The following is a 15914-nucleotide window of genomic DNA, read 5'->3' as shown; positions in this document are numbered from 1 at the left end:
GAGACAGCGATGCGCACCCCTGCCCTGCTGATCGCGACCACGATGCTCACGGCCCTCGCCCTGCCGGCGCACGCGGACGGCCGCGAGGCCCGCTTCGACCAGCCGCACGAGGGCTGGTCGAGCAGCGTGCTGCGAACGGGTACCCCGCAGCGCGTGGGACTCGACCCGGCACCGCTGGACGCCGCCCTGGCGCAGATCGAGCGGTACACCGTGCCGGACGCGACCGGCCACCCGCTGTTCGCGGGCGCGGTCACGCTGTTCGCGCACGACGGCGTCGTGGTCACCCAGCAGCCGACGGGCTGGGCGGTCCGCTACGCCGACGCGGCGGGCACCGAGCTGCCCGAGCAGCAGCGGGTGCCGATGACGCCGGACACGATCTTCGATCTGGCGTCGATCTCGAAGCTGTTCACCTCGGTCGTGGTGATGCGGCAGCACGAGCTGGGCCGGTTCGACCTGGACGACCCGGTGGCCCGCCACCTGCCGGAGTTCGCCGTCAACGGCAAGGCGTCGATCACGATCCGGCAGCTGCTCACGCACACCTCGGGCCTGGTGGCGTGGCTGCCCCTGTGGTCGCAGTACCCGGACGTCCCGTCCCGGATCAAGGCCGTCGTGGAGACGACGCCGAGCAGCGCGCCGGGCACCAGGTACCTGTACTCGGACCTCAACCTGATCACGCTGGGGCTGCTGGCCGAGAAGTGGTCGGGCAAGAAGCTGGACGAGCTGGTCCGCGACGACATCACCCGGCCGCTGGGCCTGGTGGACACCGGTTACAACCCGCCGGCGGCGAAGCTGGACCGGGTCGCGGCCACCGAGTACCAGGCGGGCCGGGGCATCATCCGGGGCACCGTGCACGACGAGAACGCCTGGTCGCTGGGCGGGGTGGCGGGTCACGCGGGCGTGTTCTCCACGGCGCGCGAGCTGGCGGTGCTGGGCCAGGCGATCCTCAACGGCGGCGCGTACGCGGGTGCCCGCATCCTGCGCGAGGACACGGTCGAGCTGATGCTCACCAACTTCAACCAGGCGTTCCCCGGCAACGCGCACGGCCTGGGCTTCGAGCTGGACCAGGACTGGTACATGGGCGCGCTGACGTCGCCGAGGGCGGCCGGGCACACCGGTTACACGGGCACGACGCTGGTGCTGGACCCGTTGTCGCGGTCGATCGCGATCCTGCTGACCAACCGCGTGCACCCGAGCCGGAACTGGGGCTCGATCAACCCGGCCCGGCGCGCGGCGGCCAACGGCCTGGCGCAGGCGTTGGCGGTACGCCCCCGGCACGGCGGCACGGCGTGGACCCCGGAGTCGAACGGCGGCACGTTGACCACGCGCGACCTGCCCCGACGCGGTGACGGGCAGCGGCTGTCGTTCTGGGCTTTCGTCGACCTCGCCGCGGCGGACCGGGTGGTGGTGGAGGCGACGGACGACGGCACGGCCTGGCGCGAGGTCGGGGTGCTGAGCGGTTACGGCGAGCGGCGGTGGCGCAAGGTCGAGCTGGACACGGGGTCGGCGGCGAAGCTGCGCTGGCGGTACGTCCGCGGCACCGGCTACGGCGGGCGCGGGGTTTACGTGGACGCCATCCGGGTCATGGATGGACGGGGAGTGGCTCTCGACGGGGAACGGGAACCGGCCGGGTTACATCCCGAAGGGTGGCGAGTAGCGGACCGTTAGTGACGCAGGGACGGTTCGCTGGGCCAAGCGGGGACATTGGGTCACGGTTGGGGTGAGTTGCACCCACCCTGCGTTGACCTTCGTTGGGGCGGTTAGTAAGTTTCCCACGTGTCCACCGAGAGTACCGCCGATTCCAGCCCCCTGGTCACGATCCGGTCGCTCCTGCCCGGCCTGGCCCGCGCCGAGCAGCGGGTCGCCAAGGTCGTGCTGGACAACCCGGCGACCGTCGCACACCGCAGCATCACCGAGGTCGCCGAGGCCGCGGGCACCAGCGAGACGACGGTGACCCGGTTCTGCAAGGCCATCGGCGTCGGCGGGTACCCGGAGCTGCGCATAGCGCTGGCCGCCGACACCGCCCGCACGTCCATGCGCACCGACCGGGACCTCGGCGGGGACATCGGCCCCGGCGACGACCTGCGCCAGGTGGTCGGCAAGGTGGCGTTCGCCGACGCCCGCGCGGTCGAGGAGACCGCCGAGCAGCTGAACGTGGAGACGTTGCAGGCGGTCGTCGAGGCGGTCGCCGACGCGGGCCGGGTGGACGTCTACGGGTTCGGTGCGAGCGCGTTCGTCGCGTTCGACCTCCAGCAGAAGCTTCACCGGATCGGGCGCACCTGCTTCGCGTGGAACGACACGCACATCGCGCTCACCTCGGCCGCCGTGCTCACCGGGGCGGACGTGGCGGTCGGGATATCGCACACCGGCTCCACCGCCGAGACCGTCGAGGCGCTGCGGGTGGCCAAGGAGCACGGCGCGACGACGGTGGCGCTGACCAACTTCCCGCGCTCGCCCATCAGCGAGGTCGCCGACCACGTGCTGACCACGGCGGCGCGCGAGACGACGTTCCGCTCGGGCGCGATGGCCAGCCGGATCGCCCAGCTCACCGTCATCGACTGCCTGTTCATCGGGGTCGCGCAGCGGCACGTCGACAGCGCCAAGACGGCCTTGGAGGCGACGTACGACGCGGTGTCGGGGCACCGCCTCGGCGCCCGGCCGGACGGCAGGCGACGGCGGGAGTCGGGTAAATGACGCCGCCCCGGGACGGCGTCGCGGTCCGCGTCGACTCGCCCACCGAGGCCAGGAACCCGCGGACGCGGGACATCGACCGGCTCTCCACGCTGGACGTGCTCCGCCTGATCAACACCGAGGACCACCTGGTCCCCGACGCCGTGGCCGCCGTGCTGCCGGAGCTGGCGCGGGCGGCGGACCTCGCCGTCGCCGCCCTGCGCTCCGGCGGACGCGTGCACTACGTCGGCGCGGGCACCTCGGGCCGGTTGGCCACGCTGGACGCGGCCGAGCTGGTGCCGACGTTCAACGCGCCGCCGGACTGGTTCGTCGCCCACCACGCGGGCGGGCGGGACGCCCTGGTCAACGCCGTGGAGAACGTCGAGGACCAGGCGTCGGAGGGAGCGGCCGAGATCCGCGAGCACGCGGCGGCGGGCGACCTCGTCGTCGGCGTCACGGCGTCCGGCCGCACGCCGTTCGTGCTGGCCGCGCTGGAGGAGGCACGCGCGCTGGGCGCGCACACCGTGCTGGTGTCGAACAACCCGACCGCGCCGCCCCCGTTCGAGGTGGACGTGCTGATCGCGGTCGACACCGGGCCGGAGGCGATCGCGGGGTCCACCCGGATGAAGGCGGGCACGTCCCAGAAGCTGGTGCTGACGTCGTTCTCCACCGCGGTGATGGTCCGGCTGGGCCGCACGTACTCGAACCTGATGGTGTCGATGCGGGCGACCAACGCCAAGCTGCGCGGCCGCACGGTCCGCATCCTGCGCGAGGCCACCGGCCTGGGCGAGCAGGAGTGCACGACGGCGTTGGCCGACGCGGGCGGCGACCTCAAGGTGGCGCTGGTGCACCTGCTGGCCGGTGTGCCCGCGGCACGTGCCGCCGAGGTGCTGGAACTGACGCAGGGGCACGTCCGGATGGCCCTCAGCCGGCTGTCACCGGGCGCCACGGGATAGGCGTCGACAGCACCATCGCGCTGGACGTCTCGCCGTAGCCGCCCAGCCGCACCAGCAACCGCTCCAGCTCGGTGATCGAGGTGGTCACGACCTTGACCACCGAGCAGATGTCGCCGGTCAGCCGCACCACCTCCACCACCTCGGGGCAGTCGTCGAGCAGCTCCGGGTGCACCGTGATGCACCTCGGCCCGTAGCACTTCATCCGGACCAGGGCGACCACCGGTCGACCCACCGCCGTCGGGTCGACGGTCGCGCGGTAGCCCGTGATGACGCCCGCGTTCTCCAACCGCCGCACGCGTTGCGCGACCGTCGGCGGCGACACGTGCACCCGCCGCGCCAGCTCGTTGTAGGACAGCCGCGCGTCCTCCTGGAGCGCCTCCAGCAGGGCCCAGTCGACGCGGTCGAGGTCGGTGCTCACGTTCGCAAAGCTACTCCGCGACTTCGGTTTTCGATCGTGAGAACTTCGCCCGTGATCACTGGTCGGCGTCCATTCAGTTGGGCCGAACGCGAGGCCATCATGGGTGCATGACTTGCCCCGTCTCACCCAAACTCGACTTCGGCGGCACGACGCCCTACGAGGACTACGTGCACGCCTCCGTGCTGCACTCGCTGCAACAGCAGTGGTCCAAGGACCCGCGTGAGATGTCGTTCCTGGTGATCACGCAGGTCATGGAGCTGTACTTCGGCCTGCTCTGCTTCGAGTGGCGACAGGCCCAGTCCGAGCTGCGCGCCGACGACCTGCGCGCGGCGGTCCGCACCCTGCGCCGCAGCGACCTGCACATGCAGGCCCTCAACGCGGCGTGGCGGCCGATCGCCCGGATGACGCCCGCGGAGTTCAACTCGTTCCGCGACGCCCTCGGCGAGGGCTCCGGCTTCCAGTCGGGCCGGTACCGGGAGGTGGAGTTCCTGCTCGGCGAGAAGTCGCGGTCGATGCTCGTGCCGCACCGCGCCGTGCCGGAGCAGCACGACGCGCTCGAACGGCTGCTGCACGAGCCGAGCCTGTACGACGACGTGCTCGCCGCCCTGCACCGCCAGGGCCTGCCGATCCCGGCGGAGGTGCTGGAGCGCGACGTGAGCGAACCGTACGAGCCGAACGCCGGGGTGGAGGCCGTGTGGGCGGACGTCTACCGCGACGGGTCGCGCGACCTGCTGGAACTCGGCGAGGCGTTGACCGACATCGCCGAGGAGTTCGCCCGCTGGCGCTACGACCACCTGCTGGCCACGCGCCGTTCGATGGGCGCGAAGGCCGGCACGGGCGGGTCGGCGGGGGTCGCGTGGCTGGAGAAGCGCACGCGACGCTCCGTGTTCCCCGAACTGTGGACGGCCAGGAGCTACGTGTGAACGACCCGTTGGCGCACATCCGTGACCTGTTCGACCTCGACGACGACGTCGTGTACCTCGACGGCAACTCCCTGGGCGCGCCGCCGAAGGCCGTCGCCGAACGGGTGCAGGACGTGGTGCGCAACCAGTGGGGCCGAAGGCTCATCCGCAGTTGGTCGGAAGGCTGGTGGGAGGCGCCGGAACGGGTCGGCAACCGCATCGGCCGGCTCGTCGGCGCCAAGCCCGGGCAGGTCGTCGTCGCCGACTCGACCAGCGTGAACCTGTTCAAGGCGCTGATGGCGGCGGTGCGCAACACCGACCGCATGGAGATCGTGGTGGACGCCGGGACGTTCCCGACCGACGGGTACATCGCCCGCTCCGTCGCGGAGCTGACCGGCCTCGCGCTGCGGCCCGCGCCGCCGGAGGAGCTGGACCTGCGGGACACCACGGCGGTCGTGCTGCTGAACCACGTCGACTACCGCACCGGGCGGTTGCTGGACATGGCGGCGTTGACGGAGCAGGCGCACGCGGTTGGGGCGAAGGTCGTGTGGGACCTGTGCCACAGCGCGGGCGTGCTGCCGATCGAGCTGGACGCGCTGGGCGTGGACCTGGCCGTCGGGTGCACGTACAAGTTCCTCAACGGCGGGCCCGGTTCGCCCGCGTTCCTGTACGTGCCGAAGGCGGCGCAGCCGGGGTTCGAGCAGCCGTTGACCGGGTGGACGGGGCACGAGGTGCCGTTCGCGATGGCGTCGGAGTACACGCCCGACCCCGGTGTGTCGCGTGCCCGCGTGGGGACGCCGGACATCATCTCGATGCTGGCGCTGGACGCGGCGCTCGACGTGTGGGACCACGTGGACCTGGCCGACGTGCGGGCGAAGGGGCTGGCGCTGACCGCGCACTTCCGGTCGTTGGTCGAGGGCCTGCCGGGCATCGAGGTGATCACGCCGGCCGACGAGTGGCGCGGCCACCAGGTGTCGTTGCGCCACCCGGAGGCCGAGCGGCTGATGGACGAGCTGATCGAGCGCCAGGTGATCGGCGACCACCGCCCGCCCGACCTGCTGCGCTTCGGCTTCGCCCCGCTCTACAACACGTTCGACGACGCCGAGCGCGCCGCCACCACCCTGAAAGAACTCCTCTAACCGCGAGAGTCGAACGTCCAGCGCGCGAGAGTCCTACGTTCACGCACCCCGAGTTGAACACTGAGCGTTCAACTCACGTGCTCTGAACGTAGGACTCTCGCGACGTGAGCGTAGGACTCTCGCGCGGGGTCAGGGGGTGGCGGCGTCGGCGATGCCGCGGGCTTCGCGGGCGCCGGCGGTCAGGGCCTCGCACTGGAAGAGGATCCAGCGGGTGACGCCCTCCGGGTCGCCGGTCGAGAAGCCGTGCAGGGCGGCGGCGTAGTCGTCCTGGCGGCGCAGGCAGTGCACCTCCGGCACGCCCAGCGACTTCGGGTCCAGCCCCGACGCGATGGACGCCAGCCGGGACGCCGCGCGCGCCACCACGCCGTTGGCCGTGTCGAACGGCGCGAGCGACATCAGCTCGCCGTGCACCACGGCCACCAGCAGCGGACCGGGCACCGACGTCCCACCGGTCACGAGCTGCGCCAGCAGGTCCAGGCGAGGCGACACCACCGGGGCCGAACGCGGGCGCCCCAGGTCACCGCCCAGGTCTGCGGCGGCCAGCACGTGCAGCCGCGCCAACGCCTGCAACGGCGCGCGCTGCCACGTCGGGAACACCACGCCCAGCGACTCCGCCACCCGCAGCGACCCCGCCAGCACGGGGTCCGTCACGGTCCCGTCCCCTGGAATGGCGGTCGACCCGCCGTCCAGTGCCGCCGACGCACGGGCGGCGCGCACGGACGCCTCGGCCGCGGTGGTCGCCCAGCCGCGCAGGTTCACCCGGTGCCGGTGCACCTGGAACACGGCGTCCCGCGCCGCCGCGACGGCGTCGGCCACACCGGGCAGGTCCAGCAGCGGGGCAAGCGGATCGGTCACGCCGCAGCACACTACCCGTCGGTAAGTGGCTATCTGAAACGGACTGAAAATGGACCTGCAAAGTAGCCACTGACCGATTTATCGTCGAAGCATGAACTGGTACGACCGCCCCGTGCTGACCGGCCGCCACGTCCGCCTCGAACCCCTCGGGCCGCAGCACGCCGAGGGGCTGCACGAGGCGGGCAAGGACCCGGACATCTGGACCTGGCTGAGCAGCCACCAGCCGGCGACGGTCGAGGACACCCTCGAGTACGTCGAGCGCAGCCTGGCCGACCCGAACCGGCTCGCCTGGGCGCAGATCGACCCGCGGACGAACGAGGTCGCCGGCACGACGTCGTACTACGAGATCGACCCGAAGAACCGCGGCCTCTACATCGGCCACACGTGGATCGGCACGCGCTGGCAGCGCACCGCCCTCAACACCAACGCCAAGTTCCTCCTGCTGCAGCGCGCGTTCGAGGACCTGGGCGCGCTGCGCGTCGGCTGGCACACCGACCTGCGCAACGAGCGGTCCCAGCGGGCCATCGAACGGCTCGGCGCGACCCGGGAGGGCGTGCTGCGGGTGCACCGGATCAGGCCGGACGGAACGTTGCGCGACACCGTCGTGTACTCGATGACCGCGGCGGAGTGGCCGGAGCTGAAGGCCAGGCTGACGACGTGACGCGAGTCACGGCACGTGCCGCTGGTCGCACCCGGGGTGTCGTTCGGCGGAATCGCGGTGGTCAGCGGGCTCGGGCCGGGTTACACAGTTACCCACGCGTTTCGACACCGGCCACAATTGGTCTGAACCTTTTGGGTGCGCAGTGAGCTGAATCGCACTACGGTCAGTGCGCACCCCACGGATTCAGGAGGTCCGCCCACCATGACAGAGCCGCAAGCCGCCCTGGACAACCTGTTGACGGAGAGCAGGACGTTCCCGCCCAGCGAGGACTTCGCCGCGCAGGCCAACGCCACCGCCGCGCTGTACGGGGAGGCGGACGCCGATCGCGAGGCGTTCTGGGCGGCGCAGGCCGAGCGGCTCTCCTGGGACACCAGGTGGGACCGCGTCCTGGACTGGTCGGACGCGCCGTTCGCGAAGTGGTTCGTCGGCGGCAGGCTCAACGTCGCCTACAACTGCGTCGACCGGCACGTCGAGTCCGGGCACGGCGACCAGGTCGCCATCCACTGGGAGGGCGAGCCCGGCGACAGCCGCGCCATCACCTACGCCGACCTCCAGCGCGAGGTGAGCAAGGCCGCCAACGCGCTCGTGGAACTGGGCGTCGGCGCGGAGGACCGGGTCGCCATCTACATGCCGATGGTGCCCGAGGCCATCTTCGCCATGCTCGCCTGCGCCCGCCTCGGCGCGATGCACAGCGTGGTGTTCGGCGGCTTCTCCGCCGAGGCGCTGCGCACCCGCATCGAGGACTCGCGCGCCAAGCTGGTGATCACCACCGACGGCCAGTACCGGCGCGGCAACCCGGCGGCGCTCAAGCCCGCCGTGGACGAGGCCGTGGCCAACGCCGCGAGCGTCGAGCACGTCCTGGTCGTCAAGCGCACGAACACCGACGTCGAGTGGACCGAGGGCCGCGACGTGTGGTGGCACGACCTGGTCGACCGCCAGTCCGACCGGCACACGCCGGAGGCGTTCGACTCCGAGCACCCGTTGTTCATCCTCTACACGTCCGGCACCACGGGCCGCCCCAAGGGCATCCTGCACACCTCGGGCGGCTACCTCACGCAGGTCGCCTACACGCACTACAACGTCTTCGACCTCAAGCCGGACACCGACGTCTACTGGTGCACCGCCGACATCGGCTGGGTCACCGGGCACAGCTACATCGTGTACGGCCCGCTGGCCAACCGCGTCACGCAGGTCGTCTACGAGGGCACGCCGAACACCCCGCACGAGGGCCGGCACTGGGAGATCGTGCAGAAGTACGGCGTGTCGATCTACTACACCGCGCCGACGCTGATCCGCACGTTCATGAAGTGGGGCGCGGACATCCCCGCCAAGTACGACCTGTCGAGCCTGCGCGTGCTGGGCAGCGTCGGCGAGCCGATCAACCCGGAGGCGTGGGTCTGGTACCGGGAGACCGTCGGCGCGGGCAGGACGCCCGTCGTGGACACCTGGTGGCAGACCGAGACCGGCGGGATCATGATCTCGCCGCTGCCCGGCGCGACGTCGACCAAGCCCGGTTCGGCGCAGCGCCCGCTGCCCGGCATCAGCGCGAAGGTCGTGGACGACCAGGGCAACGAGGTGCCGCACGGCGGTGGCGGCTACCTGGTGCTCGACCAGCCGTGGCCCGGCATGCTGCGCGGCATCTGGGGCGACGACGAGCGCTACCGCGACACGTACTGGTCGCGGTTCGGCGAGCAGGGCTACTACTTCGCGGGCGACGGCGCGAAGTACGACGCCGACGGTGACATCTGGCTGCTGGGCCGGGTGGACGACGTGATGAACGTGTCCGGGCACCGCATCTCCACCACCGAGGTCGAGTCGGCGCTGGTGTCGCACCCGACGGTGGCCGAGGCGGCGGTGGTCGGCGCGTCCGACCCGACCACGGGCCAGGGCATCGTGGCGTTCGTGATCCTGCGCGGCGGCGTGGCCGAGGGCTCCGACGGCGCGGAGGCGATCAAGGCGCTGCGCGACCACGTGGCCAAGGAGATCGGCCCGATCGCGAAGCCCCGCCAGATCATGGTCGTGCCGGAGCTGCCGAAGACCCGCTCGGGCAAGATCATGCGCCGGCTGCTGCGCGACGTGGCGGAGAACCGGCAGGTCGGCGACGTCACCACGCTCGCGGACTCGTCGGTGATGGACCTCATCTCCAGCGGCCTGAAGTCGGGCGCGCAGGAGGACTGAGCACGTCGGGGCGGGGTCCGCGGTTCGCCCGCGGACCCCGTTCCGGGTTAGGGTCGGTCCCGGTGAGCCGGGAAGTCTGGTCGGCACGACGATGAGCCGCACCCGAACGACCGGAGCCGACCGTGAACCGCATCCGCCCCGCCGCCGCCGAGTTCGCCCGCTACCTGCGCACCGAGACCGTCGGCGGGACGATCCTCGTCGCCGCCACCGCCGTGGCCCTGGTCTGGGCGAACTCCCCGTTCTCCGGCGCGTACACCGCGTTGCGGGACCTCCACCTCGGCCCGGCGTCGCTGCACCTGAGCCTGAGCGTCGGCGACTGGGCCAAGGACGGCCTGCTCGCGATCTTCTTCTTCGTCGCCGGGCTGGAGCTCAAGCGCGAGCTGGTGATCGGCGAGCTGAACGACCTGAAGGCGGCGGTCCTGCCGGTGGTGGCCGCGGTCGGCGGCATGGTCGTGCCCGCGCTCATCGCGCTGGGCGTCGGCTGGGGTGAGCCGGGGATCGAGCGGGCGTGGGCGATCCCGGTGGCCACGGACATCGCGTTCGCCCTGGGCGTGCTGGCGCTCACCGCGTCGGGGCTGCCCAACAGCCTGCGCCTGTTCCTGCTCAGCCTCGCCGTGGTGGACGACCTGGGCGCGATCGTGCTCATCGCCGTGCTGTTCACCGCCTCCTTCGACCTGGTCGCGGCGGCGGTGGCGGTCGCGCTGCTGGCGCTGTACGCGTTCCTGCAGCACAAGCGGGTCACCACGCCGTGGCTGTACGTGCCGATCGCGGTGGGCACGTGGGCCGCGGTGCACGCGGCGGGCGTGCACGCCACCCTCGCGGGCGTCGCGCTGGCCCTGCTGACCCGCGTGCGCGAGGACCCTGACGAGCACGAGGCGCCGGCGTTGCGGCTGGAGCACCGGTTGCAGCCGTGGTCGGCGGCCGTGGCGGTGCCGGTGTTCGCGCTGTTCGCGGCCGGCGTGCCGGTGAACGGCGAGGCGCTGGGCGCGTTGTTCGCCGACCGGCTGGCGTGGGGCGTGATGGTCGGCCTGGTGGTCGGCAAGGTGGTCGGCATCGTGGGCGCGTCGGCGTTGGCCGTGCTGGTGGGTGCCGCGAGGTGGCCCGGCGGCGCCGGTCCGCGCGACATCGTGGCGGTGGCCGTGCTGGGCGGTGTCGGGTTCACGGTGAGCCTGCTGATCGCCGACCTGTCGCTGGAGGGCCCGGCCGCCGCGCGGGCCAAGGCCGCGGTGCTGCTGGCGTCGCTCGTGGCGTCGTCGCTCGCCGCGGTGCTGCTGGTCCGCCGCGGCCGGGCCCACCGGCGTGCCGACGAGGACGGGTGATCGTGCCGACATCCGCCGGTCGAGCGGCCTTGATCGGCCCAGCATGGCACGATGAGCCGGTGACCAGCGCTCGGGAGAACACCAACGGCAGCGGGCTGCCACCTGTTCCGTCGATCCCGTTGACCGCGGAGAGCGCGGCGAAGATCGCGGAGGAAACGTCCATCGGCGGCTTGGTGCGCGACGCCACGGCCCACCTGTCCACGTTGGTCAGGGCGGAGGTCGAGCTCGCCAAGTCGGAGGTCGCGGGCGAGGTCAAGAAGGGCCTCAAGGGCAGCGTCTACTTCATCGTCGCGCTGACGGTGCTGCTGTTCAGCTCGTTCTTCTTTTTCTTCTTCGGCGCGGAGCTGCTGGACGTGTGGCTGCCCCGCTGGTCGGCGTTCCTCATCGTGTTCGGGCTGATGCTGCTGACGGCGGGGCTGTTCGCGCTGCTGGGCGTCCGGAAGCTGAAGAAGCTGCGCGCGCCGCAGCGCACGATCGACTCGGCCAGGGACACCGTCGCGGCACTCCGGCACCGCGGCGAGGACCGCTGAGCCGGGCCGTGCGGCTGCCACCGGACCCGTCGACCGCCCGGGTGCCCGGGCCGTGGACGCACCGCGACGTGTCCGCCAACGGCATCCGCCTGCACGTCGCCGAGCTGGGCGAGGGGCCGCTCGTGCTGCTGCTGCACGGCTTCCCGGAGTTCTGGTGGACGTGGCGGCACCAGCTCGTCTCGATCGCCGAGGCGGGCTACCGCGCCGCGGCCGTCGACCTGCGAGGCTACGGCGACTCCGACAAGCCGCCGCGCGGCTACGACGGGTTCACGCTCGCGGGCGACGTCGCGGGCCTGGTGAAGGCGTTGGGCGCGCCGCGGGCGCACCTCGTCGGCCACTCGTGGGGCGGCATGCTGGCGTGGACGGTCGCCGCCACGCACTCGCGGCTGGTGCACTCGGTGACGGCGGTGGCCGCGCCGCACCCGCTGGCGCTGCGCCGGGCGATCCGCCGCCACCCGCGCCGGCAGGGCCGGGCGAGCGCGCACCTGTTCCGCTCGCAGCTCCCGCTGTACCCGGAGCGGTGGCTGACCAGGGACCGGGGCGCGGCGGTGGCCGGGATGCTGACCGCGTGGGGCGGCCCGAAGTGGCGGGTCTCGCCGGAGTTCGACGAGGTCGTGCGCCGCAACCGGGAGGCGTTCCTGGTGCCCGGCGTCGCGCACAGCTCCCTGGAGTACCACCGCTGGGCGGTGCGGTCGCAGCTGCGCGGCGACGGCCGCCGCTTCGCCGAGGCGGTGGACCGCAGGCTGGACGTCCCGGTGCTGCAGCTGCACGGCGCGCTGGACCCGGTGGTGCTGGAGTCCACGGCGGCGGGCTCGACGACCTGGGCGGGCGCCCGCTCGACCTACCGCGTGCTGCCGGAGGTGGGCCACTTCCCGCACCAGGAGGCCCCGAACACGACGAGCCGCGTCATCACCGACTTCCTGGCCGGGGTCTGACTACGACGCGCAGGTCTGCGTGGAGGCCCGGCGCACCATCGTCGGCGCCTTCGCCACCTCCTCCGCGACCTCGTCCGCCGTCAGCACGAACCCGGTCTCCTGGTCGTCCACCGCGGCCCCGAACACCACGCCCATCACCCGGCCCTGCGGGTCGACCAGCGGCCCGCCGGAGTTGCCGCTGCGCACCTTCGCCCGCACCGTGTAGACGTCCCGCGTCACGGTCTGCGCGTCGTAGATGTCGGGCCCGCGCAGCATCCTGATCCGCTCCCGCACCCGCGCCTCGGACGCCGTGTACGGCCCGTCCAGCGGGTAGCCGAGCACGATGCCGTCCTCGCCGGGCGCGATGTCGCCGGTGCGGAACTCCAGCGGCGCGGCCTCCAGGTCCGGCACGGCCAGGATCGCGATGTCGGTCTGGGCGTCGTAGTGCACGACCGTGGCGTCGAACTGGCCGACGCCGACCTCCACCGTCACGTCGGTGGTGCCCGCGACCACGTGCGCGTTGGTCATCACGCGTTCCGGCGCGACGACGAACCCGGTGCCCTCCAACGCCCGCGAGCACGACGGCGCGCGCCCGCGGACCTTGAGCACGCTCGGCTCCAGCCTCCGCACGACCGGGTTCGCGCTCAGCGCCGGGTCCGGCGGACCCACCTCGCGCAGCGGGGTCCGGTCGAACGGGTCCATCGCGGCCGGGAAGCCGGACACGTCGAACAGGTTGCGCAGGTCGTCGGCCAACGTCCGCGCGGCGGGCGGCATGACGTCGTCCACGGTGGACAGGATCACCGACTGGTTGAGCGACTTCGCCAGGGACGGCAGGCCCGCGACCATGGTCAGCGGCAGCGCGATCATCCACGCCACCACGAACACCACCGCGCCCTGCACGATCGCGCCCAGCGCGTTGTCCAGGCCCCGCAGCGGGGTCGCGTTGACCTTGGACTTGATGCCGCGGCCGATGTAGACGCCCAGCGTCTCGCCCAGCGCCACCAGCAGCACGACGATGCCGACGGCGAACACGACCTTGGTCACCACGTTGTCGAACTGCGCGACGACCAGCGGCGCGAGCTGCGTGCCCAGCACCAGGCCGACGAGCACCCCGACGAACGCGGGCAGCGCGACGACCATGCCCTGCCGCGCCCCGGACACCGCGGCGAAGGCGGCCAGCGCCAGCACGAGCAGGTCGACCCAGTTCACGGCACCTCCACCGCGCGCAGGGCCAGGTCGAGGTCGCGCACGTCCGCGGTGTCCCACGGCCGTTCCCACCCGCCCAGCTTGAGCAGGCCGTCGAGCAGGCCCGCGGTGAAGCCCCAGACCAGCATGCCGGGCGCGGAGAACGCCGGTCCGACGTACCCGGAGGGGTGCGCGACCCGGAACCGGTTCGCCGGGTCGGCCAGGTGCGCGATCGGCACCCGCGCCACGGCGGCGGTCTCGGCCGGGTCGACCGGCGCGACCGGCGACGGCGCGTCCCAGTGCGCGAGCACGGGCGTCACGACGAACCCCGACACCGGCACGTACAGCCGGGGCAGGGTCGCCACCGGCCGCACGCCCTCGCGCAGCACGCCGGTCTCCTCGAACGCCTCGCGCAGCGCCGTGTCGACCGGCCCGTCGTCGGTCGGGTCGGCCGCGCCGCCGGGGAAGGCGACCTGGCCGGGGTGCGAGCCGAGGGTGTCCGCGCGCCGCAGCAGCAGCACGTCCGGACCGTCCGGGCCTTCGCCGAACAGCATGAGCACGGCCGCGGGCCGCCCGCTGCCGTCGGGCGGTGGCGTGATCCGGGTGAAGGCGCCGGCGTCGATCTCGGCGGTGGCCTTGACCAGCCCGCCCATCCACCCCGGCACGTCGGCCGGGTCGACCAGGGCCGTCATCCGACCACCCCGCGCACCTGCTCGACCGAGGTGAAGACGACGGGGTCGGTCACCTGGGTCAGGGAGCCGTCCGCGCCGACGACGTAGCTCACCGGCAACGTCCGGGGCACGCGGACGGCCTTGCGCACCCCGTCGGCCGGGTCGGCGACCGAGGGCAGGCGCACGCCGAGTTTCGCCAGCAGCTCCAGGCCGTCCGCCTCCTCGCTCTCCACCAGGACCGGGACGACCGGGACCGCGCCGGGTTCGCGCGCGTAGGCGTCGAGGACCTTCAGCTCCTCCTGGCAGGGAACGCACCAGGTGGCCCAGAAGTTCACCACAGCCGGACCCGTCACGGCAGAGGCCACGTCGACCGGCCGCCCGTCACCCAGGCAGGTGGCCGTCAAGCCGCGCAGGGGCGGCGGCCCCGGCGCGTTCTGCGGGCACGGCGGGAGGGCGGCCCGGCCGCGCGCCGCGTCGAGGTCCACCGTGGGGCGGGTCCGGGTCGGGATCGCCTCCCGCGGAGCCGGTTCGGGCGAGCGGGGCCACAGCGCGACCGCGCCCGCCACCGCCAGGACCACGACGACGACGGCCCACCGCGCCGCGGCGCTCACGCCAGCTTCTCCCCGGCGCGCACCCGTTCGGCCAGCTCGATCAGGTGCGGCGCTTCCTCGCCCTTGACCAGCTTCTGCGCCTTGACCGGGTCGACCTGGCCGATGCCGTAGGACGGGCACTGCGGTGCGAGCAGGCACGCGCCGCAGGCGGGCGTGCGGGCGTGGCAGACGCGGCGGCCGTGGAAGATCGTGCGGTGCGAGAGCAGGGTCCACTCCTTGCGCTCGACCAGCGCGCCGATGGCGTGCTCGACCTTGACCGGGTCCTCCTCCTCGGTCCAGCCCCAGCGGCGCACCAGCCGGCCGAAGTGGGTGTCGACCGTGATGCCCGGAACGCCGAACGCGTCGCCCAGCACCACGTTCGCGGTCTTGCGGCCGACGCCCGGCAGCGTGACCAGGTCCTCCAGCCGGCCGGGCACCTCGCCGCCGAACCGCTCCACCAGCGCCGAGCCCAGGCCGATCAACGACGTCGCCTTGTTGCGGTAGAAGCCGGTCGGCCGGATCAGCTCCTCCAGCTCGGTCCGGTCGGCGGAGGCGTAGTCGGCGGCCGTGCGGTAGCGGCGGAACAGCGCTGGCGTGACCTGGTTCACCCGGACGTCGGTCGTCTGGGCCGACAGCACGACGGCGACCAGCAGCTCCAACGGGTCGGTGAAGTCCAGCTCGCAGTGCGCCCCCGGGTAGCCCTGCGCGAGGACCCGCACCATCCGGCGCGCCCGGCGGACCAGCCCCAGCCTCGTCTCCGGCTGCTTCACCGCGCTCTTCGCCATGCCGACGAGGTTACTTGGCCGCCGCCGGGCGCCCGGCGGCTCGGTCGCCGTCGGTTCCCACCCGCGCGGGGGACGCGTCCCGCCGGGCGACGCCCGGTTTGAACCCCGAGGATCGGGGGCAAGCAACCACCGGCCGACCGCACA

At 72.7% G+C, this 15914-nt stretch carries 16 protein-coding genes; 10 read left to right on the top strand and 6 right to left on the bottom strand.

Annotated elements, in window-relative coordinates:
• The first annotated feature begins 9 nt into the window (after positions 1 to 9).
• The 3 genes from ACIGNX_RS17125 to murQ all read left to right on the top strand — a co-directional run bounded on the left by ACIGNX_RS17125 (position 10) and on the right by murQ (position 3623).
• Positions 10 to 1665 carry a serine hydrolase gene (locus ACIGNX_RS17125; RefSeq protein ID WP_396540960.1) on the top strand — a complete coding sequence of 552 codons (1656 nt, stop codon included), beginning with the start codon at positions 10 to 12 and terminating at the stop codon, positions 1663 to 1665.
• A 108-nt stretch (positions 1666 to 1773) separates the two neighbouring features.
• Positions 1774 to 2691, top strand: a complete 918-nt coding sequence (locus tag ACIGNX_RS17120) for a MurR/RpiR family transcriptional regulator (protein WP_396540958.1) — start codon at positions 1774 to 1776, stop codon at positions 2689 to 2691.
• Complete coding sequence (gene murQ, locus ACIGNX_RS17115) at positions 2688 to 3623, top strand: N-acetylmuramic acid 6-phosphate etherase (RefSeq protein WP_396540956.1); 936 nt, start codon at positions 2688 to 2690, stop codon at positions 3621 to 3623. The genes ACIGNX_RS17120 and murQ overlap by 4 nt, the downstream gene beginning before the upstream one ends.
• Here murQ and ACIGNX_RS17110 read toward each other — a convergent pair.
• Positions 3592 to 4041, bottom strand: a complete 450-nt coding sequence (locus ACIGNX_RS17110) for an Lrp/AsnC family transcriptional regulator (protein ID WP_396540954.1) — start codon at positions 4039 to 4041, stop codon at positions 3592 to 3594. The two genes, murQ and ACIGNX_RS17110, sit on opposite strands and share 32 nt — an antisense overlap.
• A 107-nt stretch (positions 4042 to 4148) precedes the next feature.
• On the opposite strand from ACIGNX_RS17110, the gene ACIGNX_RS17105 reads away from it, so the two are divergent.
• Positions 4149 to 4964, top strand: a complete 816-nt coding sequence (locus ACIGNX_RS17105) for a tryptophan 2,3-dioxygenase (RefSeq protein ID WP_396540952.1) — start codon at positions 4149 to 4151, stop codon at positions 4962 to 4964.
• Positions 4961 to 6082: a kynureninase gene (gene kynU / locus ACIGNX_RS17100; protein WP_396540950.1), complete on the top strand. Its 1122-nt coding sequence runs from the start codon at positions 4961 to 4963 to the stop codon at positions 6080 to 6082. The genes ACIGNX_RS17105 and kynU overlap by 4 nt, the downstream gene beginning before the upstream one ends.
• A gap of 129 nt (positions 6083 to 6211) precedes the next feature.
• Here the strand turns inward: kynU and ACIGNX_RS17095 are convergent, their stop codons facing one another.
• A complete protein-coding gene (locus ACIGNX_RS17095) occupies positions 6212 to 6937 on the bottom strand; it encodes an oxidoreductase (protein WP_396540948.1) in 726 nt (241 codons plus the stop codon).
• Positions 6938 to 7028: 91 nt separating this feature from the next.
• On the opposite strand from ACIGNX_RS17095, the gene ACIGNX_RS17090 reads away from it, so the two are divergent.
• The 5 genes from ACIGNX_RS17090 (at position 7029) to ACIGNX_RS17070 (ending at position 12560) form a co-directional block, all read left to right on the top strand.
• Positions 7029 to 7598, top strand: a complete 570-nt coding sequence (locus ACIGNX_RS17090; protein WP_396540946.1) for a GNAT family N-acetyltransferase — start codon at positions 7029 to 7031, stop codon at positions 7596 to 7598.
• A 201-nt stretch (positions 7599 to 7799) separates the two neighbouring features.
• On the top strand, positions 7800 to 9776 hold the full coding sequence (gene acs, locus ACIGNX_RS17085; protein ID WP_396540944.1) for an acetate--CoA ligase: 1977 nt from the start codon (positions 7800 to 7802) through the stop codon (positions 9774 to 9776).
• Positions 9777 to 9898: 122 nt separating this feature from the next.
• Positions 9899 to 11095 carry a Na+/H+ antiporter NhaA gene (gene nhaA / locus ACIGNX_RS17080; RefSeq protein WP_396540942.1) on the top strand — a complete coding sequence of 399 codons (1197 nt, stop codon included), beginning with the start codon at positions 9899 to 9901 and terminating at the stop codon, positions 11093 to 11095.
• Positions 11096 to 11154: 59 nt separating this feature from the next.
• Positions 11155 to 11625 (top strand): phage holin family protein, encoded by a 471-nt coding sequence (locus ACIGNX_RS17075; protein WP_396540940.1) that lies wholly within the window; start codon positions 11155 to 11157, stop codon positions 11623 to 11625.
• Between the two features lie 8 nt (positions 11626 to 11633).
• On the top strand, positions 11634 to 12560 hold the full coding sequence (locus tag ACIGNX_RS17070) for an alpha/beta fold hydrolase (RefSeq protein ID WP_396540938.1): 927 nt from the start codon (positions 11634 to 11636) through the stop codon (positions 12558 to 12560).
• On the opposite strand, the gene ACIGNX_RS17065 is transcribed toward ACIGNX_RS17070, so the two are convergent.
• Genes ACIGNX_RS17065 through nth form a run of 4 tightly spaced genes read right to left on the bottom strand, consistent with a single transcriptional unit; the run spans position 12561 to position 15770 of the window.
• Positions 12561 to 13748, bottom strand: a complete 1188-nt coding sequence (locus ACIGNX_RS17065) for a MarP family serine protease (protein WP_396540936.1) — start codon at positions 13746 to 13748, stop codon at positions 12561 to 12563.
• Positions 13745 to 14416, bottom strand: a complete 672-nt coding sequence (locus ACIGNX_RS17060) for an NUDIX hydrolase (protein ID WP_396540934.1) — start codon at positions 14414 to 14416, stop codon at positions 13745 to 13747. The genes ACIGNX_RS17065 and ACIGNX_RS17060 overlap by 4 nt, the downstream gene beginning before the upstream one ends.
• Positions 14413 to 15006: a TlpA family protein disulfide reductase gene (locus tag ACIGNX_RS17055; RefSeq protein ID WP_396540932.1), complete on the bottom strand. Its 594-nt coding sequence runs from the start codon at positions 15004 to 15006 to the stop codon at positions 14413 to 14415. Before ACIGNX_RS17055 ends, ACIGNX_RS17060 begins: the two co-directional genes overlap by 4 nt.
• Positions 15003 to 15770 carry an endonuclease III gene (nth, locus tag ACIGNX_RS17050; protein WP_396540930.1) on the bottom strand — a complete coding sequence of 256 codons (768 nt, stop codon included), beginning with the start codon at positions 15768 to 15770 and terminating at the stop codon, positions 15003 to 15005. Before nth ends, ACIGNX_RS17055 begins: the two co-directional genes overlap by 4 nt.
• Between the last annotated feature and the right edge of the window lie 144 nt (positions 15771 to 15914).

Source organism: Actinosynnema sp. NPDC053489, from assembly GCF_044544865.1.
GTDB lineage: Bacteria > Actinomycetota > Actinomycetes > Mycobacteriales > Pseudonocardiaceae > Actinosynnema.
The sequence above is the reverse complement of the archived record's forward strand: the minus strand, read 5'-3'. Positions and strand labels throughout refer to the sequence as shown.

Bases quoted from the DNA above. Each gene is read 5' to 3' on its own strand.
- ACIGNX_RS17125 (WP_396540960.1), top strand. From the start codon at position 10: ATGCGCACCCCTGCCCTGCTGATCGCGACCACGATGCTCACGGCCCTC.
- murQ (WP_396540956.1), top strand. From the start codon at position 2,688: ATGACGCCGCCCCGGGACGGCGTCGCGGTCCGCGTCGACTCGCCCACC.
- ACIGNX_RS17105 (WP_396540952.1), top strand. From the start codon at position 4,149: ATGACTTGCCCCGTCTCACCCAAACTCGACTTCGGCGGCACGACGCCC.
- ACIGNX_RS17090 (WP_396540946.1), top strand. From the start codon at position 7,029: ATGAACTGGTACGACCGCCCCGTGCTGACCGGCCGCCACGTCCGCCTC.
- acs (WP_396540944.1), top strand. From the start codon at position 7,800: ATGACAGAGCCGCAAGCCGCCCTGGACAACCTGTTGACGGAGAGCAGG.
- ACIGNX_RS17060 (WP_396540934.1), bottom strand. From the start codon at position 14,416: ATGACGGCCCTGGTCGACCCGGCCGACGTGCCGGGGTGGATGGGCGGG.
- nth (WP_396540930.1), bottom strand. From the start codon at position 15,770: ATGGCGAAGAGCGCGGTGAAGCAGCCGGAGACGAGGCTGGGGCTGGTC.